Source organism: Pectobacterium quasiaquaticum (assembly GCF_014946775.2).
GTDB lineage: Bacteria > Pseudomonadota > Gammaproteobacteria > Enterobacterales > Enterobacteriaceae > Pectobacterium > Pectobacterium aquaticum.
Map to the genome: position 1 here is coordinate 355,803 of NZ_CP065177.1, position 22,579 is coordinate 378,381.

The 22,579-nt window shown below is 57.2% G+C and carries 22 protein-coding genes; 19 read left to right on the top strand and 3 right to left on the bottom strand.

Going from position 1 to position 22,579, the window contains the following annotated elements:
• Nucleotides 1-115: 115 nt before the first annotated feature.
• The 15 genes from IG609_RS01690 (at nucleotide 116) to IG609_RS01760 (ending at nucleotide 14,711) form a co-directional block, all read left to right on the top strand.
• A complete protein-coding gene (locus IG609_RS01690; protein WP_193401023.1) occupies nucleotides 116-925 on the top strand; it encodes a glutathione S-transferase family protein in 810 nt (269 codons plus the stop codon).
• A gap of 306 nt (nucleotides 926-1,231) precedes the next feature.
• Nucleotides 1,232-2,176 (top strand): LysR family transcriptional regulator, encoded by a 945-nt coding sequence (locus tag IG609_RS01695; protein ID WP_193401021.1) that lies wholly within the window; start codon nucleotides 1,232-1,234, stop codon nucleotides 2,174-2,176.
• Nucleotides 2,173-2,448: an EexN family lipoprotein gene (locus IG609_RS01700; protein ID WP_193401019.1), complete on the top strand. Its 276-nt coding sequence runs from the start codon at nucleotides 2,173-2,175 to the stop codon at nucleotides 2,446-2,448. The genes IG609_RS01695 and IG609_RS01700 overlap by 4 nt, the downstream gene beginning before the upstream one ends.
• A gap of 220 nt (nucleotides 2,449-2,668) precedes the next feature.
• Nucleotides 2,669-4,684, top strand: coding sequence for a conjugal transfer protein TraG (locus tag IG609_RS01705; protein ID WP_193401017.1), 2,016 nt, complete (start codon nucleotides 2,669-2,671; stop codon nucleotides 4,682-4,684).
• On the top strand, nucleotides 4,681-5,145 hold the full coding sequence (locus IG609_RS01710) for a ribbon-helix-helix protein, CopG family (protein ID WP_193401015.1): 465 nt from the start codon (nucleotides 4,681-4,683) through the stop codon (nucleotides 5,143-5,145). Before IG609_RS01705 ends, IG609_RS01710 begins: the two co-directional genes overlap by 4 nt.
• Complete coding sequence (gene trbB, locus IG609_RS01715; RefSeq protein ID WP_193401013.1) at nucleotides 5,142-6,206, top strand: P-type conjugative transfer ATPase TrbB; 1,065 nt, start codon at nucleotides 5,142-5,144, stop codon at nucleotides 6,204-6,206. The genes IG609_RS01710 and trbB overlap by 4 nt, the downstream gene beginning before the upstream one ends.
• The gene (locus tag IG609_RS01720; RefSeq protein ID WP_193401011.1) at nucleotides 6,203-6,580 is read left to right on the top strand and encodes a TrbC/VirB2 family type IV secretion system protein; all 378 of its coding nucleotides are present in this window, start codon (nucleotides 6,203-6,205) and stop codon (nucleotides 6,578-6,580) included. The genes trbB and IG609_RS01720 overlap by 4 nt, the downstream gene beginning before the upstream one ends.
• Complete coding sequence (locus tag IG609_RS01725) at nucleotides 6,577-6,846, top strand: VirB3 family type IV secretion system protein (protein WP_047748479.1); 270 nt, start codon at nucleotides 6,577-6,579, stop codon at nucleotides 6,844-6,846. Before IG609_RS01720 ends, IG609_RS01725 begins: the two co-directional genes overlap by 4 nt.
• A gap of 10 nt (nucleotides 6,847-6,856) precedes the next feature.
• Nucleotides 6,857-9,307 carry a conjugal transfer protein TrbE gene (trbE, locus tag IG609_RS01730; protein ID WP_193401009.1) on the top strand — a complete coding sequence of 817 codons (2,451 nt, stop codon included), beginning with the start codon at nucleotides 6,857-6,859 and terminating at the stop codon, nucleotides 9,305-9,307.
• Nucleotides 9,304-10,032 (top strand): P-type conjugative transfer protein TrbJ, encoded by a 729-nt coding sequence (trbJ, locus tag IG609_RS01735; RefSeq protein ID WP_193401007.1) that lies wholly within the window; start codon nucleotides 9,304-9,306, stop codon nucleotides 10,030-10,032. Before trbE ends, trbJ begins: the two co-directional genes overlap by 4 nt.
• Before the next feature lie 11 nt (nucleotides 10,033-10,043).
• On the top strand, nucleotides 10,044-11,423 hold the full coding sequence (gene trbL / locus IG609_RS01740) for a P-type conjugative transfer protein TrbL (protein WP_193401004.1): 1,380 nt from the start codon (nucleotides 10,044-10,046) through the stop codon (nucleotides 11,421-11,423).
• Between the two features lie 24 nt (nucleotides 11,424-11,447).
• Complete coding sequence (gene trbF / locus IG609_RS01745) at nucleotides 11,448-12,152, top strand: conjugal transfer protein TrbF (protein WP_193401002.1); 705 nt, start codon at nucleotides 11,448-11,450, stop codon at nucleotides 12,150-12,152.
• Entirely contained in the window at nucleotides 12,149-13,174 is a 1,026-nt protein-coding gene (trbG, locus tag IG609_RS01750; RefSeq protein ID WP_193401000.1) for a P-type conjugative transfer protein TrbG, read from the top strand. Before trbF ends, trbG begins: the two co-directional genes overlap by 4 nt.
• A 2-nt stretch (nucleotides 13,175-13,176) precedes the next feature.
• Complete coding sequence (locus IG609_RS01755) at nucleotides 13,177-14,469, top strand: TraB/TrbI/VirB10 family type IV secretion system protein (protein ID WP_193400998.1); 1,293 nt, start codon at nucleotides 13,177-13,179, stop codon at nucleotides 14,467-14,469.
• Complete coding sequence (locus IG609_RS01760; RefSeq protein WP_193400996.1) at nucleotides 14,466-14,711, top strand: DUF2274 domain-containing protein; 246 nt, start codon at nucleotides 14,466-14,468, stop codon at nucleotides 14,709-14,711. The genes IG609_RS01755 and IG609_RS01760 overlap by 4 nt, the downstream gene beginning before the upstream one ends.
• Before the next feature lie 315 nt (nucleotides 14,712-15,026).
• On the opposite strand, the gene IG609_RS01765 is transcribed toward IG609_RS01760, so the two are convergent.
• From IG609_RS01765 to IG609_RS01775, 3 genes are all read right to left on the bottom strand, one after another.
• The gene (locus tag IG609_RS01765) at nucleotides 15,027-16,355 is read right to left on the bottom strand and encodes an MFS transporter (RefSeq protein ID WP_193397185.1); all 1,329 of its coding nucleotides are present in this window, start codon (nucleotides 16,353-16,355) and stop codon (nucleotides 15,027-15,029) included.
• 212 nt (nucleotides 16,356-16,567) lie between these two features.
• On the bottom strand, nucleotides 16,568-17,614 hold the full coding sequence (gene idnD, locus IG609_RS01770; protein ID WP_193397184.1) for an L-idonate 5-dehydrogenase: 1,047 nt from the start codon (nucleotides 17,612-17,614) through the stop codon (nucleotides 16,568-16,570).
• A 110-nt stretch (nucleotides 17,615-17,724) separates the two neighbouring features.
• Nucleotides 17,725-18,498, bottom strand: coding sequence for an SDR family oxidoreductase (locus tag IG609_RS01775; protein ID WP_193397183.1), 774 nt, complete (start codon nucleotides 18,496-18,498; stop codon nucleotides 17,725-17,727).
• A gap of 180 nt (nucleotides 18,499-18,678) precedes the next feature.
• On the opposite strand from IG609_RS01775, the gene IG609_RS01780 reads away from it, so the two are divergent.
• The 4 genes from IG609_RS01780 to sspB all read left to right on the top strand — a co-directional run bounded on the left by IG609_RS01780 (nucleotide 18,679) and on the right by sspB (nucleotide 22,534).
• A complete protein-coding gene (locus tag IG609_RS01780; RefSeq protein WP_010280187.1) occupies nucleotides 18,679-19,383 on the top strand; it encodes a FadR/GntR family transcriptional regulator in 705 nt (234 codons plus the stop codon).
• Between the two features lie 336 nt (nucleotides 19,384-19,719).
• The gene (locus tag IG609_RS01785; RefSeq protein WP_010280188.1) at nucleotides 19,720-20,964 is read left to right on the top strand and encodes an enolase C-terminal domain-like protein; all 1,245 of its coding nucleotides are present in this window, start codon (nucleotides 19,720-19,722) and stop codon (nucleotides 20,962-20,964) included.
• Between the two features lie 419 nt (nucleotides 20,965-21,383).
• Nucleotides 21,384-22,025 (top strand): stringent starvation protein SspA, encoded by a 642-nt coding sequence (gene sspA / locus IG609_RS01790; RefSeq protein WP_005975503.1) that lies wholly within the window; start codon nucleotides 21,384-21,386, stop codon nucleotides 22,023-22,025.
• Between the two features lie 5 nt (nucleotides 22,026-22,030).
• A complete protein-coding gene (sspB, locus tag IG609_RS01795; protein WP_193397182.1) occupies nucleotides 22,031-22,534 on the top strand; it encodes a ClpXP protease specificity-enhancing factor in 504 nt (167 codons plus the stop codon).
• The last annotated feature ends 45 nt before the right edge of the window (nucleotides 22,535-22,579 follow it).

Sequence of the window (22,579 nt, forward strand, 5' to 3'; positions counted from 1 at the left end):
GTTCGATATAGTACATAAATCGCGACTTGGAGTCATTACCTAAATCCGTCGCGCCCTCCCGCCGGAAGTATCTCCGGCGACCTATGTTTACGATTTTTTGCCCATGGAGTTAAATATGAAACAGTATCCCGTCTACCAGAATCCCTATGGCGCCCTCCACATCGGCGCTGACACCGTCCTCAAGCTGCACGCGATCCCGCTCGCTGAAAATGACTTGGCGTCTTACGTAGCCAGCCTGTCACCCTTCGCCTCGAAACTTCAAGCCTATTTCCGAATTTTCGGTGTCAAACACGAGCTCGTTGCTGTGCCCGTCCCTGACGTTGGTCCGCGCGGCAAAGTGCCCTTCATCAGCGTCGGCGATACGCAAATTGCTGACAGCGGACTCATCATCGATTATCTCAAACGAACCCTAGGCGACCCCGATGCCCAGCTGACTGCCGAGCAGAAGGCCTTGGGTCAAATGGTTCAGGGCACGCTTGAAGATCACCTCTACTGGGTCATCATCTACTACGAGTTCTTTGACCAAGGCGGTTGGGACTTCCTCATGAAGACTATGGTCGGCGATCCTATGGCGTTGCCTGCCGAGATCCAGGAAGCTTTGCGGGTGCGTCGGGAAGACTTCCGCAAGCGCTGCTTCGACCAAGGCATTGCGCGCTTTACTGAGGCCGAGATCATCGATAAGGCAAAGAAGGACCTAGCAGCTATTGACATCCTCATTGGCGACAAGCGCTTCCTGCTAGGCAATGATCGTCCTAGCTCTTATGACGCGGTTGTTTTCGGCTTCACCCAAGCGTTTTTCCAAGCGCGTGGCATGCACCCAGAAATTACAGACTTCGCACGCACGCTGCCAAACTTGGGGCGCTTCATCGCGACCGTTACCGATGAGTGGTATCCCGAGCTGAAACTTTCCTTCCAGCCCGCGTAACCGTTTGCTCGATTGCATCGCGCCGAGTGGATGCGAACCGACTCTATTTAAAGGGAGAGGTGTCTATTGCACGTATGTACCAACAGTAATTCTGCGGATACATAGTCAAAGGAGCTGCTCAAGAGAGGTTCGCACTCCGCCTCCTGTCGTAATGCTAATACGGCGGCAATCGCTACGCTCCTCAGGCGAGAGTCTAATGCTTGTATTGATGCATAGCTTTCGCTGTATGACGCTCGGGGCAGGTTACAACCGCATGACCTAGAACTGATCGCGCTTTGATCGCGTCAAGTGCGCCAAAGGAGGAGCATGGAAATCCGTCATCTTCGCTGTTTCATTGCCGTGGCTGAGGAACTTCATTTTGCGCGAGCTGCGGAACGACTGCATATTGAACAATCCCCATTGTCACGCGCGATCAAAGATTTAGAGGAAGAACTGGGTGTGGTGCTGTTCGCCCGTACTACGCGCAGTACGAAGTTGACCCGTGCGGGAAATCTATTCCTAGAACATGTTCCACGCGTGTTCACAGCTATGCAGCAGGCACGCGACAGCGTAAAAGCTGCTGCTAACGGCTATCACGATCAATTGCGCGTCGCATTGTCAGATGGCATTTCAACTGCGCGCTTTTCTGCCTTCCTGGCACTGTGCCGGCAGGAAGAACCCGAGGTCGAGATTCGTCTGTCTCAAGTACCGCTTTCACAGCAAATACGGGGGCTGCATGACGATCTCTATGATGTGGGATTTGCCCAATCCGATGAAGTCGGCGAACGCATCATCGCCGAACCGGTTTGGAGAGATCCTCTCATGGTGGTCGTGCCCGCAAGGCACCCATTGCTCGCTTACAAACGAATCCCTCTGGATGAAGTACTGCGCTACCCGCTCGTTTTGGGTGATCCACAAATATGCGAAGGGTACGTGCGTCAAGTAGATCGGATATTGCGCCAAGCAGATCAGGAACCCCTAATCGCAGAACGAGTAGCGTCATATGATTTGATGATGGTGCTGGTGTCAGCTGGCTTTGCCCTTGGATTGGCGGGAGCATCACATGTGGTCACATGCCGTGAGTCGGAAGTGGTGGCGCGGCCTTTGGCCGGTCGTTCTAAGGTACTCACGACCTACCTGCTGCGCCTGGAAGAAGACCCCTTGGAAACGACGACTCGTTTCATTGAGCGTGCGCGTGCTGTCAAAGAATTTGATGACAGCGCATCGACATCATTTCCATCCACCGACGCACCGGAGGAAAACGAGCCATGAAAAAAATCATCCCACTTTTGCTCACCGCAATGCTGGTCGCTTGCGGAAAACCCGAGCCACCCGCAGCGAGCAACAACTCGGCGCCAGTTGAAACGGTCGAATCTCTCGCTGCCAATCCTGAACGGTTGAAGACACTGCGCCAGCAATGCAAGACGGACCGCGTGAGACTTGGCGATGAACTCTGTAACCGAGTGGCCGAGGCGACGAGCCGACGTTTTCTCGGCGGCGGCAAAACACCCTACACGCCGCTGAAGGAGCAACCCAAGTTCTGATCGTGGGCGACACACCACGGAATTGCATTTATTTTCTCGGCACGCCGCAACACGCCTTTGCTTGCGGCGTTTATATTGGCTTTTCACCTGCATGAATTGATGCTTTTTGAAGCGCATTTGTCCCGATAACGGTCTTTGACCGGCCTTGCTCCACCTCCGATCCTGATGACAACGGCACGTCTTCGTGCCACTCGCCATGTGGGAGAAATCGGAGGACAGGATGCAAGGTCAGGGTGTGCTGTTCGGGCAGATCGCCGTTGTTTTCAGCATCGTGATCGCCGGCGTGTGGGGTGCCACACAATGGACAGCCGCCGCCCTGGGCTACCAACTACGCCTGGGTTCGCCCTGGTTCGATTTCTTCGGCACGCCGGTCTATCACCCCTGGCGGCTGTTCGAGTGGTGGTTCTTCTTTGATGCCTATGCGCCGCATGTCTTTGACATCGGCGGTGCGATTGCAGGCGGCAGCGGCTTGGTCGCTGTCGTTGTTGCCATCGGCATGTCGGTATGGCGTTCGCGACAATCGAAGCTGGTCACGACCTACGGTTCGGCGCGCTGGGCTGATGCTACCGACATTCGCAAAGCCGGACTGAATCAGCCTGCCGGTGTTTTCCTCGGCCTGCATGACGGCCAGTACCTGCGACACGAAGGCCCGGAGCATGTCCTGACCTTCGCACCGACGCGCTCCGGCAAGGGCGTCGGCCTCGTGGTGCCAACGCTGCTCTCCTGGCCAGCGTCCGCTGTCATCCACGACATCAAGGGCGAGAACTGGACCATCACCGCTGGCTGGCGCTCGCGCTTTTCGCACTGCCTGCTGTTCAACCCCACCGATGCGAAGTCAGCAGCCTACAACCCGCTGCTGGAAGTCCGGCGCGGCGCGCATGAGGTGCGCGACGTGCAGAACATCGCCGACATCCTGGTGGACCCGGAAGGCGCGCTGGAGCGCCGCAACCATTGGGAGAAGACTTCGCACGCGCTGCTGGTCGGCGCCATCCTGCATGTGCTCTACGCAGGTGAAGACAAGACGCTGCGCGGCGTTGCCAACTTCCTGTCCGACCCGGCGTGCCCGTTCGAGCTAACGCTGCATCGCATGATGACGACGCGGCACCTTGGCGCAGATCAGGGAAATAAGCCGCACCCCGTCGTCGCCTCGGCCGCACGCGAGGTCTTGAATAAGTCGGACAACGAGCGCTCGGGCGTGCTGTCCACGGCCATGTCCTTCCTCGGCCTGTACCGCGATCCAACCGTGGCCGAAGTCACCTCGCGCTGCGACTGGCGCATCGCTGACCTGATTTCGGCCAAGCATCCGGTATCGCTGTACCTGGTCGTGCCGCCGTCCGACATCAGCCGCACCAAGCCGCTGGTACGCCTGATCCTCAACCAGATCGGTCGGCGCCTGACCGAATCGCTCGACGGCAGCGACGGCATCGCGCGGCGCCACAAACTGCTGTTGATGCTCGACGAGTTCCCCGCACTGGGCCGACTCGATTTTTTCGAGACGGCCTTGGCCTTCATGGCCGGTTACGGCATTCGCAGCTTCCTGATCGCGCAGTCGCTCAACCAGATCGACAAAGCCTACGGCCAGAACCATTCCATCCTCGACAATTGCCATGTCCGGGTGACGTTCGCCACCAACGACGAACGCACCGCCAAGCGGATTTCCGAGACGCTGGGTACTGCCACGGAACTGCGTGCCCAGCGCAACTACGCAGGACACCGGCTCGCACCGTGGCTGGGTCACCTGATGGTGTCGCGGCAAGAAACGGCGCGGCCATTGCTGACGCCAGGCGAGGTGATGCAACTCCCGCCGGACGAGGCCGTCGTGATGGTGTCCAGCGTGGCGCCGATCAAGGCCAAGAAGCTGCGCTACTACGCCGACGTGAACTTCAAGCGGCGCGTACTGCCGCCGCCCGTGCTGGCAGCCAGTCGCTACGCCGACGCACCGCCTCGGCAGCCCGATGACTGGAGTGGTCTGGCAATCCCCACCGTACCAACAGCACCTGCCGCTACGGTCTTGAACGACGGCGAAACCAGCACCGCCGATGACGGCGGGCCACGCCGTCAGCCGGAGCTGTCTGAAGTCACCGAGTACCACCCCGAACAGGAGCCTGCCAGCAACGACCTGGCACTGCTTGATGACGACGACTTGCCGCTGCCGCTTCCTTGCCAGCTCGACCCGGCCATGCAGCGCACGGCCCGGCTGGCCTCCCTCGACCCCGACGATGGAATCCAGCTATGAGCCAATACCGCCTCAACCTGTTCATTCCGCCCGAGCACGCGAAGCGCCTGGACGAGCTGGCCGCCAAAAAAGGCGTGTCCAAGTCGTCCATCGTCGCGGCGGCACTGGCGTCCTGGTTGTCGCCCGACGCAGGCGATCAGCGCGAGGCAGCCATCGCTAAACGACTTGATCGACTGTCACGCCAGTTCGAGCGGCTGGAGCGCGATCAGAACATTGAGATCGAGACGCTGGCGCTATTCGTTCGCTACTTCCTGACCGTCAGCACGCCGGTTCCCGAGGCGCATCAGGAAGCGGCCCGCGCCCAAGGCAAGGCGCGTTTCGAGCAGTTCGTCGAACAGCTCGGCCGCCACCTGATGCGTGGGCGCAGTCTGGTGCGTGACGTGGTGGAGGAACTTCAACCCGACTCTGCGCGGCTGGACGAAGCGGCAGCTTTGGCCGAAGCCCAGGAGCGTGCCTCATGAGCGCGCAACCGGAATCCTTTTCCGCCACATCGCTCGACCGGCGCATCCGCATGCTGCGCACGGCCATGGGGCCGGTGATCGCCGCCGCGCTGGAAGACCCGGACGTGGTGGAAATCATGCTCAACCCCGACCGGTCATTGTGGGTCGATCGCCTGTCCTCCGGCCGCGCACCGTTGGGCGTGGAACTGTCTGAAGAAGACGGCGAACGCATCATCCGGCTGGTCGCAGCACACGTCGGTGCGGAAGTGCATCGCGGCCAACCGCTCCTGACCGCCGAGTTGCCCGAGACGGGCGAACGCTTCGAGGGCATTCTGCCACCCGCTGCACCGGGGCCTGCCTTCGCGCTACGCAAACGGGCCGTGAACATCATCGGCCTGGATCGCTACGTGGCCGACGGCATCCTGTCCGCCCCACAGGCCGAATTCCTACGCCATGCGGTGCGCGAGCGGCAGAACATCCTGATCGCCGGCGGCACCAGCACTGGCAAGACGACGCTGGCGAATGCCTTGCTCGCCGAGATTGCCTTCACCGGCGACCGCGTGCTGGTGCTCGAAGACACCATCGAACTGCAATGCGCTGCCCGCGACCACGTGCCGCTGCGCACGCGTGCGGGCGTCGTGTCCATGACTGAGCTAGTGCGCGCCACGATGCGGCTGCGCCCCGACCGCGTGGTGGTCGGCGAAGTACGCGGCGGCGAGGCGCTGGATCTGATCAAAGTCTGGGGCACCGGTCACCCTGGCGGCATCGCCACCATCCACGCCGGCTCCGCGCTGGGCGCGCTGTTGCGCCTGGAGCAGTTGGTTCTCGAAGTCGCGGTGAATCCGCCGCGCGCTCTGATCGCCGAAGCGGTGAACGTCGTCGTGTTCATCGTCGGCCGTGGCCGCAAGCGCCGCATCGAAACCATCGCCCGTGTCACCGGCTTCGACGGTGCTGGGTACCAGCTCGTCGATGGCCTGGCGGACGCACAGGAAACGCCATTCCCAGAGCTGCTGCCGCTGTCTTCCATCGTTCCTTCCGCCGTTCCTTCTCTTTCCCCCAACCCCTCTGGAGACCTGCCATGACGTATGCCCATGCTTTCCGTATTTCTGTAAATCCGGCTTCGATCTTCACTCGCTTGCGCCGGCTTGCCGAGCCCGTCCATCACGGCCTGCTGTTGGCCGCTGCGATGCTGACGATGGCAGGCACCGCGAAGGCGGCCGGCTCCTCGATGCCTTGGGAAGGGCCGCTGCAATCCATCCTCGACTCCATCCAGGGGCCGGTGGCGCGGATCATCGCCGTCATCATCATCATTTCGACGGGCCTAGCGCTGGCCTTCGGCGACACATCAGGAGGCTTTCGCAAGCTGATCCAGATCGTGTTCGGTCTGTCCATTGCGTTTGCCGCGTCCTCGTTCTTCCTGTCGTTCTTCAGCTTCTCCGGCGGGGCTGTCGTATGAGCACGGCCAACGACCTGCCGGGCTTCGAGATTCCGCTGCATCGCTCGCTGACCGAGCCGATCCTGCTGGGTGGTGCGCCGCGCACCGTGGCGATTGCCAATGGCACGCTGGCTGCCGCCGTGGGCCTGGGCCTGCAACTATGGATTCCGGGTTTGGTGCTCTGGATCGTCGGCCATTCGCTGGCGATGTGGGGCGCGCGCGTCGATCCGCAGTTCATGCAGGTGTTTGCCATGCACCTGAAGCACAAACCGCTGCTGGACGTGTGAGGACCATGCCATGTTGAACCTCGCCGAATACCGCCAGCGCCCAGCCTTGCTTGCCGACTGGCTGCCCTGGGCCGGGCTGGTCGCACCGGGTGTCGTGCTGGACAAGGATGGCAGTTTCCAGCGCACGGCGCGCTTTCGTGGGCCGGACCTGGACAGCGCCACGCAGGGCGAGCTGATTGCCACCACGGCACGGTTGAACAACGCACTGCGTCGGCTTGGCTCTGGCTGGGCGTTGTTCGTCGAAGCCGAACGCCGGCCTGCAGCGGACTATCCGCACTCGGATTTCCCGGAGCAGTTGTCCTGGCTGGTGGATGAGGAGCGGCGCGCGACCTTCGAAGAATCTGGTCACCACTTCGAGAGCGGCTATCACCTCACGCTGCAATACCTGCCGCCGGAAGAATCGCGCGCACGGGCGGCCAAGATGCTCTACGAGAACACCCCCACGCAAGGCGTGGACTGGCGCGAACGCCTATCGGCCTTCGTCGCCGAAACCGACCGCATCTACGACTTGCTGGACGGCGTGATGCCGGAGATCGACTGGCTCGACGACAGCCAGACGCTGACCTACCTGCATGCGACCGTTTCGACACACCGCTACCGCATCGGCGTACCGGAGGTGCCGTTCCATCTCGATGCACTACTGGCCGATGCACCGCTGGTCGGCGGTCTCGCGCCCATGCTGGGCGACCAGCACCTGCGTGTGGTGACGGTGCGCGGCTTCCCGACCTCGACCTGGCCGGGGATTCTGGACGACCTCAACCGGCTCGGTTTCGCCTACCGCTGGAGCACGCGCTTCCTGTGCATGGACAAGGCCGAGGCCGAAAAGGAGTTGGGCCGCCTGCGCCGACAGTGGTTCGCCAAGCGCAAGAATGTCCTCGCGCTGCTGCGCGAAACCATCTTCCAGCAGGAAAGCCCGCTGGTCGATACCGATGCCAGCAACAAGTCCGCCGATGCGGATTCGGCCTTGCAGGAGCTGGGCAGCGATCAGGTCGCTTTCGGCTATGTCACCGCGACCGTGACCGTGCTGGATGCCGACGCCAACGCAGCCGACGAGAAGCTGCGGATGGTGGAACGCGTCATCCAGGGGCGCGGCTTCGTCACGATCCCGGAAACGCTGAACGCCGTGGAGGCCTGGCTGTCTTCGGTGCCGGGCAATGCCTACGCCAATGTGCGCCAGCCCATCGTCTCGACACTGAATCTCGCGCACCTGATGCCGGTGTCGGCGGTGTGGGCCGGGCCGGAGAAGAACGACCACCTCGATGGGCCGCCGCTGATCGTGACGCGTACTGAGGGCGCCACGCCGTTCCGGCTGGTGACGCACATCGGCGACGTGGGGCATACGTTGGTGGCCGGGCCGACCGGCATGGGTAAATCGGTTTTGCTGGCCACGCTGGCGATGCAGTTCCGCCGCTATCCCGGTTCACGTATCTTCGCCTTCGACATGGGGCGCTCGATGCGCGCCACCATTCTCGGACTGGGCGGCGAGCACTACGACCTCGGTGCCGATGGTGCGATTGCGTTTCAGCCGCTCGCGCGCATCGACCGGGAGGGCTATCGCACCTGGGCTGCCGAATGGGTCGAAGGTCGCCTGCGGCAAGAAGGCATTGCGGTTGGCCCAGACGAGAAGGCGGCCATTTGGTCGGCGCTCGTCAGTCTTGCGGGCGCGCCCGTGGAGCAGCGCACGCTCACCGGCCTGTCGGTGCTGCTGCAATCCAACGTGCTGCGTCAGGCGCTCGCGCCTTACGTGCTCGGCGGTGCGCACGGCAAGCTGTTGGATGCCGACAGCGACCGGCTGGGCGCGGGCGACGTTCAGGGCTTCGAGATGGAGGAACTGATGCACAGCAAGGCCGCAGTATTGGCCGTGCTGGGCTATCTGTTCGCGCGCTTCGATGAGCGTTTCGACGGCGCACCGACACTGCTGATCCTCGATGAAGCCTGGCTGTTCCTGGACGACCCGGTATTCGCGGCGCGCATTCGCCAGTGGCTCAAGACGCTGCGCAAGAAGAACGTCAGCGTCATCTTCGCCACGCAGTCGCTGGCCGACATCAAAGACTCGACCATCGCGCCCGCGATCATCGAGAGCTGCGCCAGCCGCATCTTCTTGCCCAACCCGCAGGCCACCGAGCCGCAGATTCGCACGATCTACGAGGGCTTCGGGCTCAACAGTCGGCAAATCGAGATCGTCGCCACCGCTCAGCCCAAGCGCGACTACTACTACCAGTCGCGTCTGGGCAACCGCCTGTTCGACCTGGACCTCGGGCCGGTCACGCTCGCCTTTGCGGGCGCTTCGACGCCTCAAGACCAACGCGCTATCGACAACGTGCTGCGCGATGCCGGAACACCGGGCTTCGCAGGTGCTTGGCTGCGCCATCGCGGCCTCGATTGGGCGGCCGACCTGTTGCCGTCCGCTCCCTCGGCCGCGTCCTTCCTTGCTTCCCAACCTCTGGAGGTTTCGCCATGAAAATACGTCTTCTTGCCGTCGCTGCCGCCGCCTTGATCGGTGTCATGCCGGTTGCCCAAGCGCAATGGGTCGTCATCGACCCCACGAATCTGGCCCAGAACATCCTGACTGCCGCGCACACGCTGGAGCAGATCAACAACCAGATCAAGCAGCTTCAGAACGAGGCGCAATCCTTGATGAACGAGGCCCGCAACCTTGCAAGCCTGCCGTTCAACGTGGTCAATCGCCTGCGGAGCAACCTGGACACCACGCGGCAACTGATCACCCAGGCACGGGGACTGGCCTTCGACATCCAGAACATGGACCAGCAGTTCGCGCAACTGTACCCGGAGCAGTACGCCGCCAGCGTGAGCGGCAACCGGATGTTCCAGGACGCACACCAGCGCTGGCAAAACACGCTCCAGGGCTTGCAGACCGCCATGCGCATGCAGGCGCAGGTGTCGCAGAACCTGAACCAGGATGAAGGCGTGTTGGCCGATCTGGTCGATCAGAGTCAATCGGCCACCGGCGCCTTGCAGGCCATGCAGGCCACCAATCAGCTCCTGGCCCTGCAAGCCAAGCAGTCCATCCAGACACAGCAGCTCCAACTCACGCAGGGTCGCGCGGCCTCGCTGGAACTGGCGAGGCAAGCCGCCGCCGTCGAGCGTGGGCGCGAAGTGACGCGCCGCTTCCTCGGCAGCGGCACGGCATACACGCCGCAGTCCGTGAACTTCTACGGCAACTGACGGATGCGGCCATGAACGACGTCTCCGTCATCGACCGTTTCCTCAACGTCTTCTCCACGTACATCGACTCGGGGTTCGGCCTGCTGCACGGTGAAGTCGCTTTCCTGACCGCAACGCTGGTGGCGATCGACATGACCCTGGCCGGCCTCTACTGGGCGCTGGGCCATGCCACCGGCCAGGGCGAAGACGTGATGGCCAAGCTCCTGCGCAAGGTGCTCTACGTCGGCGCCTTCGCCTACATCATCGGTAACTTCAACTGGCTCTCCAGCATCGTGTTCCGATCCTTCGCCGGCCTCGGCCTGACGGCTTCCGGTTCGACGTTGACCATGGCGACCTTCCTGCAACCGGGGCGCCTCGCCAAAGCCGGCATCGACGCGGCTGCGCCCATCTTGCAACAGATCAGCGAGATGGCCGGGTTCCCGGAGGTGTTCATCAACATCGCGCCCATCGTAGTGATGTTCCTCGCCTGGCTGATCGTCATCATCAGCTTCTTCGTGCTGGCGGTGCAGCTCTTCGTCACGCTGATCGAATTCAAGCTGACCACGCTCGCCGGCTTCGTTCTGGTGCCGTTCGCGCTCTGGAACAAGACCGCCTTTCTCGCTGAAAAGGTGCTCGGCAACGTGGTGTCCTCGGGCATCAAGGTACTGGTGCTGGCCGTGATCGTTGGGATTGGAACGGGCCTGTTCGCCGAGTTCCAGGTCACGCCGAATGAACCTTCCGTGGACCACGCGCTGGTGGTGATGCTGGCCTCGCTCGCCATGCTCGCACTAGGCATCTTCGGTCCCGGCATTGCCACCGGCCTCGTGTCCGGGGCGCCGCAGCTAGGCGCCGGTGCGATGGCGGGTGCAGCGATGGGCGCGGCCGGTACGGCTGCTGCAGTCGGCGCCGTCGCAACCGGGGTGGGTAGCGCGGTGGTGGCTGGGGCGCGCATGGCACCCGCCGCAGCCAAGATGGCTGGCAATGGTGCGCGTGCCGCTGCCTCGACCGCAAGCAGCGCGCGCTCGGCCTATCAAGCAGGTTCCGCAGCGGCCGGTGGTGGTCTCAAAGGTGCCGCTGCCGGTGTGGGCAATGTTGCCAGGACCGGTGCGCAAGCCGTCGGACAAAAGGCCGCCGCCGGGATGCGCTCGCTCAAGGAGCGCGCGGCATCCGCCTTCCGTTCCGACGAGGCGGGGCCGGCATCTGGAGGCGCCGCCGCATCAGGCCAATCCATCGCCAACGAAGCCAATTCCGGCGCTGCCGACCCGCAGCAACAGGCGCAACCAGCCTGGGCCAAACGTCTGCATCGCCGCCAGCAGATCAGCCATGCCGCCACGACCGCCGCCCACACGCTGCGCGGAGGCGACGGCGGTGGTTCGAGCAGCGGCCCGAGTTTGAACAGTTCCGACGATTGAAGCCATTCATAAGGAGAACAAACCATGCGATTCAAACGACCGCAGGTGCGCTACGCCGATACGCCGCAGCCTGCCACTCCCTACCAATCCGCCGCGCAGGTATGGGACGAGCGCATTGGCTCGGCCCGCGTACAGGCAAAGAACTGGCGGCTGATGGCCTTCGGCTGCCTGTCGCTCGCGCTGCTGATGGCCGGTGGGCTGGTCTGGCGCTCCGCACAGTCCATCGTCACCCCCTACGTAGTGGAGGTGGACCAGGCCGGACAGGTCCGCGCCGTTGGCGAAGCGGCCACGCCATACCGGCCGAACGATGCGCAGATCGCTTACCACCTGGCGCACTTCGTCGTGCTGGTTCGTTCGCTGTCGATTGACCCCATCGTCGTGCGGCAGAACTGGCTCGATGCCTACGATTACACCACCGACCGCGGCGCGGGCGTGCTCAACGAGTACGCGCGTACCCATGACCCATTCGCTCGCATCGGCAAGGAGTCGGTCACGGTGCAGATCACCAGCGTTGTGCGCGCCAGCGATGCGTCGTTCAACGTGCGCTGGACCGAACAGCGCTTCGTCAATGGCGCGCCGGCCGACACCGAGCGCTGGAATGCCGTGATTTCCACCGTCCTGCAAACCCCGCGCACCGAGCAGCGCTTGCGCAAGAACCCATTGGGCATCTACGTCAACGGACTGTCGTGGAGCCGCGAACTCGATGCCTCTGAAGGAGCCAAGCCATGAACCCGTCTTTCCGCTTTTACGCTTTCGTGCTGACGCTTGCAGCGTCAGTTCTGTCGTTGCAGGGCTGCGCCACGAAGGGCACGCCGCCACCGACCATCTCGCTCGATGAGCCAGTGCAGGCCCAGCCGCTGCCCGAACCGCCCAAACCGGTTGAAGTGGTGGAGGTGCCGAAGGTGCTGCCGATGCCGGCACAGATGAAACCGTTGCCGGAGGGAGGCGAGACCAAGGCTGCACCTGAACCCGCCGATGAGAAGCTCCGGGTCTCGCGTGCCAATGCCGAGGCGCGCATTGCGCCCACACGCGAGGGCTACGTCAACGCCATCCAGGTCTGGCCCTTCACCGATGGCGCGCTGTATCAGGTCTATGCGGCGCCGGGGCGGGTTACGGTGATCTCTCTCCAACCCGGCGAGGAACTGGTGACGGTTGCCGCCGGCGATACGGTGCGCTGGATTGTCGGCGACACCTCTAGCGGCACCGGCGATGCGCTGCGCGTCAGCGTGCTGGTCAAGCCGATCCGCTCGGGCCTCAAGACCAATCTGGTCATCACCACCAGTCGGCGCACCTACCTGATCGAGCTGACCTCGACCGAACGTGCCTGGATGGCTTCGGTGTCGTGGGAGTATCCGAAAGATCGGATGCTGGCCCTGCAACGCCAGGCGCAGGCCGCGCAGGCGACCGCACCGGTCGATACCGGCCTGTCGCTGGAGAAGATTCGCTTCCGCTATGCGATCAGCGGCAGCACACCGCCGTGGAAACCGCTGCGCGCCTTCGACGATGGTGAGAAGGTCTATATCCAGTTCCCGCCTGGCATCGCGCAAGGCGAGCTGCCGCCGCTGTTCGTGATCGGCGCTCAAGGCGACGGGCAACTGGTGAACTACCGTTTCCGCCCGCCGTACTACATCGTGGATCGGCTGTTTGGCGCGGCCGAACTGCGCCTGGGCGGTGGAAAGGGAAGCGATGGGGGCGAAGTGGTGCGCATCGAGCGCACGGATGGGGTCGTGGGCACAGCGCGGGGGAACTGACCATGAGCCAGAACGACACCCCGGACATGCCTGTCCCCGACGCAGCTCCAAAGGTCGCGCCAGAGAACGTGGCGCTACGCGCCCAGCCGCGCCCGGTGACGCGCCTGAGCCGGCGCACATTGGCGATCCTGGCTGGCGGTCTCGCCGTGGCCGTGCTGGGCGCCACGACGTGGTCGCTGCAACCGCGCAAGCGCAGTGCAGGCGAACAGACCGAGCTTTACAACGTGGATCGCGTGTCGCGCTCGGAAGGATTGGACCAGCTTCCGACCGATTACTCCAAGCTGTCACGGGCTGTGCCGCCCCAAGTACCCGAGCTGGGGCCGCCGCTGCCGGGTGACTTGGGTCCGGCTATCGTGAAATCTCAGCAACCAGTAACACCCACCTACACGCCGCCCGGCCACGTTCCAGCAAATACCGAGCACGACGCACAGCGCAAGGAAGCGGAAGCGGCGGCGGGGGCATCGGTGTTTTTCCGGTCCAGCAACCAGCGCGCCGCTGCCCCGTCAACGCAGGTGGCCACGGCCAGTCCGGCGTCCGGCCTTGCGGGTTTCGACCCGATGGCCGCCGGGCCAGCCTCGACGGCAGCACAGCCGGCTGATCCGACCACCGTGCAGAACCGGCAGGACCAGAAAGAGGCGTTCCTGAAAGCCGGAACTACGGAAACTCGTAATTCCGGCAACCTGAAAATGCCGGCTTCACCGTACCAGGTCATGGCCGGGACGGTGATTGCGGGCGCGCTGGTGACGGGCATCAAGTCCGATCTGCCGGGCGACGTGATCGCCACCGTGACGGAACCGGTCTATGACACGGCCACGGGCAAGTTTGTATTGATCCCACAGGGTTCGCGCATCCTCGGCCGCTACAACAGCCAGGTGAGCTATGGGCAGAGCCGGGTGCAGGTGGTGTGGAATCGGATCATCTTGCCCGACACGTCTTCGCTGACGCTGGACAACCTGGCCGGTGCCGACCCCGCCGGCAACTCCGGACTGGAGGATGGCGTCGATTGGCATTGGGATCGCATCTTCGCGGGTGCTGCGCTGACGACGCTGCTGGGTGTCGGTGCCGAACTGGCCGCACCGGAGAACCGCCAGAACGGCGACCGCGTCATCAACGCCGGACGCAACAGCCTGCAGGACAGCGTGAACCAAGTTGGCCAAGAGATGACTCGGCGCAACCTCAATATCCAGCCAACCTTGACGGAGCGGCCGGGTCTGCCGGTACGCATCATTGTCAATCGGGATCTGGTGCTGCGGCCCTATCAGCCGCTGTTCTTCAATCGGGGGACTTCACGATGAGCACTACGCGCAAGCTGCGGCTGGGTCCGCTGCCCAAGACCGAGAGCGTCAAGCTGACCTTCGCGTGTCCGACCAGCCTCAAGGCTGACCTTGACCGCTACGCCGCGCTGCATGCGCAGACCTATGGCGAAACAGTCGATGCGGCGACGCTGATTCCGCACATGCTGGAGGCATTTATGACAGGGGATCGAGGATTTAGGAGAGGGACTTCCCCCAAGCCGGTGCCGCAGAAACCAACCTAGCGGTATGAAAACCGCCAGCCATACACGAAAGCGCAGCCATCGGCTGCACTTTCACTTTTGGGGACCAACGAAGGCAAGGGGGCATATGATGGCGAGTAAGAAGTGAGTTGGTTATGAACCGACCCGCCCGCTACAGTGCTCTCAGGCTTGCTGTCTCGAAGCCCCTATGTGGCACTTGGCCCGTAGGTCGCCAAGTGCGCGCGGCGGCTGGAATCTAGCCTAACTCATTGCCCCATATAGCCTTTAGCGTTGCTGTCCGGTTTCACAATAAGCTTGACAGCGGACATTTTTTATGTCTAGCGTTTACCTTTACTGCTATTCCGTTGCGTTTTTTACCTCATGCAGATCGCGATCTTTGACTTCTGGCATCAAAAGGGCGGATAGCAAGCCAATGCAGGAGTAGCAAATTAGCATCACAACGATGGGATACCACGACCCTGTCATTTGGCAAAAAATACCCGCTAACAAAGGACCGAGCCCCGTAGCGAATAACCCACCGATTTCTTTGGAAATTGCCATTTGGGAGAAGCGGTTTTTTGAACCGAACATCTCTGCCATCGTGATCCCTTCGATAGCGGCTTGCCCCAGCACCGCGATGTTATGAATTAGGATTAAGCATACTGTTATCGTGGCAACGGCCTGCTCTTTATTCACGATGATTGAAATCATCGGATAAGCGAGAAGAATAGAGCCCAACGTCAGGATAATATAAGGAATGCGGCGCCCGATTCTATCTGATAGCCACCCCATCAATGGGATTGTCAGAAAGCCGATGATTGAACTAATCATGATGGCATCGGTTGGAACGGCCTTGCTAAATAGTAGCGTTTGTACCATGTAGCCAGCCAGGAAAGTCTGGATAATGCCCGAGTTCCCCGCCTGCCCGAAGCGAAGGCCTGTTGCAATCCAAAACGCTTTCCCTTTTAGCAAAGACCAAAAAGGAGTGTGCTGGTGGGCGACTTCTTTTGTGTCTTGTACCCCTTCAAATACCGGGCTTTCTTTCAGATTCAGACGTAACCAGATAGCAAACCCCATCACCACGAAACTCGCAAGGAAGGGAAGACGCCACGCCCAATCAATGATCTCTTCATTGCTAAAGAGGTAAAACATCGCAGCCCAAATGGCCGTCGCACTCAATGTTCCGCAGTTGGTTCCCATTGCAACCAGTGAGGCAATAATGCCTTTTTTACCTGCAGGCGCATATTCTGCCAGCATGGTACTGGCACCAGAGATCTCGGCACCGGCACCTAGTCCCTGAATAACTCTGAGCACCACCAATAGAATCGGTGCCAGAATGCCAACCTGCTGGTAAGTCGGGAGTGCGCCTATTAATGTGGTACAAATGCCCATTAATGCGATGGTAATAAACAGGACCTTTTTCCTGCCTACTCTATCTCCCATTTTCCCGAAGAAGACGGCGCCGACAATACGGGCAATGTATCCTGCTCCATAGGTTCCCATCGCGAGAATTAATGCCATCGCAGCCGATTGTTCAGGAAAGAAAACTTCATGGAAGACCAGTGCGGCACCAAGAGAATAGAGCTGGAAATCCATGAATTCTAATGTTGTACCGAGCCAGCCAGAAACGGATGCCCTGGCAAGATCGGACGTGCTTCTTTTCACTTTAACTGGAGATGAGTTCATAGTGTCACCATATGATTATTAGATTTAATTCAATATGTGGTGAGGTATAAATACCTGGTGGCACACACGAAAAATCATTTCCAGACAATGTGTGGAAATAATTAATCGATAGAATAATAAGAAAAACACCACATCTTGATTTTGGGGCAATAGCGTATTATCAGCATTCCTTTGCCGTATTAATCCGATTTAAGATTAAAGGTGTTTTTTTATTAAAATTTAACGAGTACTTTTGAAGAAATATTTTTATCACTTGCAGCAATTAATGCATTTTCAACATCATGATAAGAATATTCAGCGGAGATAATGGGCTGTGGGTTTATAATACCTTTCTCGAGCCATTTAACCGCAGTCGCAAATTCATTAATGAATCGGAATGATCCTTTCCACGAGAGTTCTTTTACTAGCATTTGTGCAACGGGATATTGGACAGGGCTTGGGCCCATACCAATTTGTACAATCAAGCCATTAGGGCGTGTCGCAAAGACCGATGAGGCGATTGCCGCAGGCGCACCGCTGGCCTCGAATGTCACATCAAAGTAGCCTTTATTTTGGTTATAGATTTCCATTGCACTTTCATCAAGCGGATTGACGGAGGCATCGGCTCCCATTTCCAACGCGATATTTCTGCACCTTTCACTGATATCGGATGCAACAATCTCTACGGCGCCCGAGGCTTTCGCTGCGGCAATCGTCAAGGCACCAATCGGGCCCGCACCGATGACCAGGACTTTTTTACCGACCAGGCTGCCTGCGACGTTAATGGCATGAATAACAACCGCCGTTGGTTCTGCAAGTGCCATAATTTGTGAAGGGACATTTTCATCATAGGGATAGCACTGTTGCGCAGAAACAGTGACATATTGAGCAAAACCGCCGTGTACGTGCGGATTAAATTGGGCGCTCCCCATAAATCGCATACTTTGACATTCGTTCTGTTTGCCTTCCAGGCAATAGTTACATTGATTGCAAGGCTGGGAAGGATTGATTGCAACTTTTTGGCCGACTTTTAATTGACTATTGGCAGGGGCCTGATGAATTCTGCCAACGAATTCGTGACCAATGACCATGGGATGTTTTATTACAGACAAACCGGCATGGCCTTCATGATAATAATGAATATCTGAACCGCAAATACCGCCGCATTCAACGTTAACGACAATGTCGTTTTCGGTATAAGTCAATTCACGACTTTCTACTTTTACGTCTTTTTTTCCATGAACAATACATGCATCAAAGGTAAGCGTATCTTGTTTCATATTGATACCTCTAAAATAATATAGTGTGGTTTTCCTTTGTCGCGGTGGAGAGCATTAAAACCACACGTTGACTTATCAATCATCTCTGACAAATATTAGTTTCCTGAGAATCAGAGTACCGCTAACCATCCGCCATCGACATAGATGACCTGACCATTGATATAATTCGATGCATCAGCAGACAGGAAAATAGCCGTACCGATAAGTTCTTCGGTTTTTCCCCAGCGTTTAGTTGGGTTGCTACTTTTGACCCACTTATCGAACTCAACATCTTTAATTAAGGCTTCGTTCATGTCGGTCAGTATGTAGCCGGGGCCAATTGCGTTCGCTTGAATGTTATATTCTGCCCATTCTGCCGACATGGAGCGCGTCAACATTTTGATTCCGCCTTTAGCTGCGGTATAAGGGGCGACGGTAGGGCGTGCTTGTTCACTGGTCAGTGAACAGATATTGATAAATTTTCCGCCGCGACCGCGTTTTATCATGCGGATTGCAGCCTCGCGCGACACGAGGAATGTTCCTGTCAGGTGAATGTCCATGACGCGCTGCCAGTCCTGTAGCGCGAGGTCGACTAACGGTTGACGATGTTGGATCCCTGCATTATTAATCACAATGTCGATTTCTATACCGGCGGCATCTATCAGGTTGAATGCATTGACGATCTGGTCTTCTTTTGAGACATCAATCACGTAACCTTTAGCGTTATAGCCCTTTGCCGTTAGCTTTTGTACCGCCTCGTTCAGTGTTTCTTCTCTGATGTCACTAAGTACAATGGCGGCACCAGCCGATGCTAATCCTTCTGCATAGGAAAACCCGAGGCCTCTTGCAGAACCGGTAATGAGTGCAGTTTTCCCTGATAGATCAAATAGTTTTGCGGCATCCATTATCAACTCCTTAACTGATTATTGAGTAGTGAATAGGTTATTTTTTAAGAGGTAGTATTGTCATACATCATGTTGTCATACAACTAATGAGTGGAAGTGATGGTGTCGCTTTGTTATACTTCAATCAACAGTCAAAGCGTTTTTTTGTGATCATGATTCCAATAATTGATTTGAGGCGTTATGGACAATATAGAATCAATACCAAGAAATAATATTGCTGAAGCCGTTTATCAGAAGATGCAGAAAAAAATACTCAGCGGTGAGTGGAAACAGGGTGAGAAATTACCGTCTGAGTTTGAATTAAGTGAAGCTTTTGAAGTAAGTCGAACGAGTATTCGCAGTGCGGTGCAAAAATTGAGAAACCTGGGAATCATCTATACCAAACATGGTCGAGGTTCTTTTGTTTCAAATGAAATTGAAAGCTTCCGTATGCAGGCGAATGACAAGCCGATTCTTCACCTGACGAAAGGTGAATTCATGGACATGATGGTGTTTCGGCAAACGGTAGAATTTAAGTGCATTGAGTTGGCGGCAAAAAATGCAACGGATGAGGATATTGCTCTTATAGAAGATGCGCTTAACCGAATGCTGGTCAACAAAAACGACTATAAAAAATACTCCCAGGCCGATCTGGATTTCCACATGGCGATTATCAATGCGGCGCATAATAAAGTGTTTTCACATGCAATTAAGTATGTGAAAAATATGTACTATTTTTATCTGGAAGAGTTAAACCGCGTGCTAGGCATAACGTTGGATAGTATTGATGCGCATATCAAAATTTTTATGGCAATAAAAAATCGTGATGTTGAAACCGCTAAGCTGTGCCTGGATCAGGCGATGGAATGTAACATTGTTATGATTAACAACCTTGATAATAACTAACGCGTAAATATTGCCCTATTTCTCAGGTCGCTTACCTCTCCTTTATTTCTATGTCAGTAACGGCCTGCTGATGCTTGCTTTGTAGCATCAGCAATTGATGTGACTTCGCGATATGTTTGTATCTGAAATGTACCCGTAGTGATCCACTATTTATCTAATTTATTAAAATGATTACCTTTAGTGACACCCCCTTCAACCTGCTGTATTTCCCTGTTTTCTCCTCGATATAAGTTGCTTTTATTTTTTTCTTTTGATAGTAATACCTCAAGAGATATGATGTCATACAACAAATGAGATTCTACATAATCTGATTGTGGCTATCACAGGAGTTTTTGCATGATAAAGGTAACAAACGTAAAGACGATTCTAACGGCACCGGGTGGCATTGATCTGGTTGTCGTCAAGGTCGAAACCAATCAGGACGGTTTATACGGTTTGGGATGTGCAACCTTTACCCAACGTATTTTCGCGGTTGAAGCGGCCATTAATGAGTACATGAAGCCTTTCCTGATCGGGAAAGATCCTTCTCGTATTGAAGATATCTGGCAGTCCGCTGTCGTGAGCGGCTATTGGCGCAATGGGCCGGTGATGAACAATGCGATCTCGGCTATCGATATGGCGCTGTGGGATATCAAGGGTAAAGTCGCTAACCTGCCGGTCTATGAATTGCTGGGCGGCAAGTGCCGTGACGGTATTCCGCTTTATCGTCATTGTGATGGTGCGGATGCGGTCGCGGCGGAAGATAACATCCGTGCGGCAATGGAAGAAGGGTATCAGTATGTTCGTTGTCAGATGGGCATGTACGGTGGGGCCGGGACGGAAGACCTCAAACTGATTGCCACTCAGTTGGATAAAGCCAATATCACGCCGAAGCGCTCACCAAGAACGAAGACGCCTGGCATTTATTTCGATCCTGATGCTTATGCCAGAAGCATTCCGGCCTTTTTCGATCATCTGCGCAATAAGATTGGGTTTGATGTTGAATTTATTCATGATGTTCATGAGCGGGTATCGCCGGTTACCGCGTTGCAAATGGCGAAGTCTCTGGAAGATTACAAGCTCTTTTATCTTGAAGACCCCGTTGCTCCAGAGAATGTTGATTTCCTTAGCGTGATGCGCCAACAAACATCCACCCCAATCGCGATGGGAGAACTGTTTGTTCATGTTGCCGAATACAAGCACCTGATAACCAATCATCTGATTGATTTTATTCGCTGCCATATCAGTATGATCGGTGGGATTACGCCAGCCAAAAAACTGGCGACACTCGCCGAATTTCATGGTGTGAGAACCGCCTGGCATGGGCCGGGGGATATCTCACCTGTCGGTGTAGTCGCGAATATGCACATTGATATGAGCATTACTAATCTGGGTATTCAAGAATATACGCCGATGAATGAAGCGCTACGGGACGTTTTCCCCGGTTGCCCAGATATTGAAGGCGGATACGCGTACCTGAACGATAAGCCAGGATTAGGGATTGATATCGATGAGCAAAAAGCGAAGCAATTCCCTGTTGAAGGTGGATTGCCGTCATGGACGAATGCACGCTTGCCGGATGGCACGGCGGCACGACCTTAACCGCTGGCTTAACGGCGTCAATGTGCTTTAATTTCGCTTACTTAGAAGCCGACGGCCCTCGTCGGCTTCCAGGGGTCTGACGGTTCAGCGTAGACTAATGCCGGGGATAGATTATTCTCTGGCAGCGTTGTTTAGACTTCGCGATTGCAAATGAAAAATTTGTATTTAATAAAAAAACACTTATTTATCATTTTGTTAAATAAGATTATCCGCTTATATCCCCACAAAACGAACAAAATCTGATAAACTACCCGCCGATTTTATGCCTGTGTGTAAGCTACCGTGTAGCTGTTTAAAACAGCTGGATTTTTGTCCGGTGACGTTTACACACATTGGCGAGCAGCATTTCGAATAGCGTTTTGCAGGTTACTGACTGCGCGGTTATTCGCCATATTTTCTCGATAAACTTGGAGGTTTTCATGGCTGTCGCTGCCAACAAACGTTCGGTAATGACGCTGTTTTCTGGTCCATCCGACATTTTTAGCCATCAGGTCCGCATCGTATTGGCGGAAAAGGGTGTGAGTGTCGAGATTGAGCAGGTAGACATGGATAATCTGCCTCAGGATCTTATTGACCTCAATCCTTACGGTTCCGTGCCAACGCTGGTCGATCGTGAACTGACGCTCTATGAATCACGTATTATCATGGAGTATCTGGATGAACGTTTTCCTCATCCGCCGTTAATGCCTGTTTATCCGGTTGCGCGCGGTAATAGCCGCCTGATGATGCATCGTATTGAGAGCGACTGGTATTCTTTGCTGAAGAAAATTACGCACGGCAGCGCTCAGGAAGCGGACGCAGCGCGTAAGCAATTGCGTGAAGAACTGCTGGCCATTGCCCCCGTGTTCAATGAAGCGCCTTATTTCATGAGTGAAGAGTTCAGCCTGGTGGATTGCTATCTGGCTCCGCTGCTGTGGCGTCTGCCGCAGTTAGGCATTGAACTGAGTGGTTCGGGCGCGAAAGAGCTGAAAGGCTACATGACTCGCGTCTTTGAGCGTGATGCGTTCCTGGCTTCCCTGACGGAAGTGGAACGTGAAATGCGTTTGCAAACCCGAGGTTAAACCGTATGGCGTTGTCTCAACTGTCTCCGCGTCGTCCGTATTTATTACGGGCTTTTTATGATTGGTTACTGGATAACCAATTAACGCCTCATCTGGTGGTCGATGTGACTCTGCCTGGTGTTATGGTGCCGATGGAGTTCGCCCGTGACGGCCAGATTGTGCTGAATATCGCACCGCGCGCTGTTGGTGGCCTTGAGTTAGCTGATGACAGCGTTCGTTTCAATGCTCGTTTTGGTGGTGTGCCGCGCCAGGTTTATGTGCCGATGGCAGCCGTAATGGCGATCTATGCTCGTGAGAACGGGGCTGGAACGATGTTTGAGTCCGAACCTGCTTACGAATCCGCAGGTGAATACGACGACTTTCAGGAAGGCGCACCCGCTTCAGGGACGGTCATGTCGATTGTCGATAGCTCACCTGATTCTGAAGCACCTGACGATGGCTCTGGTTCGGATGATGAACCACCACAGCCGCCTAAAGGTGGCCGACCGTCGCTACGGGTCGTGAAGTAATTTGTTTCTAAGGGCACTTTAGCAGTGCCCTTTCTTATCCCAGTT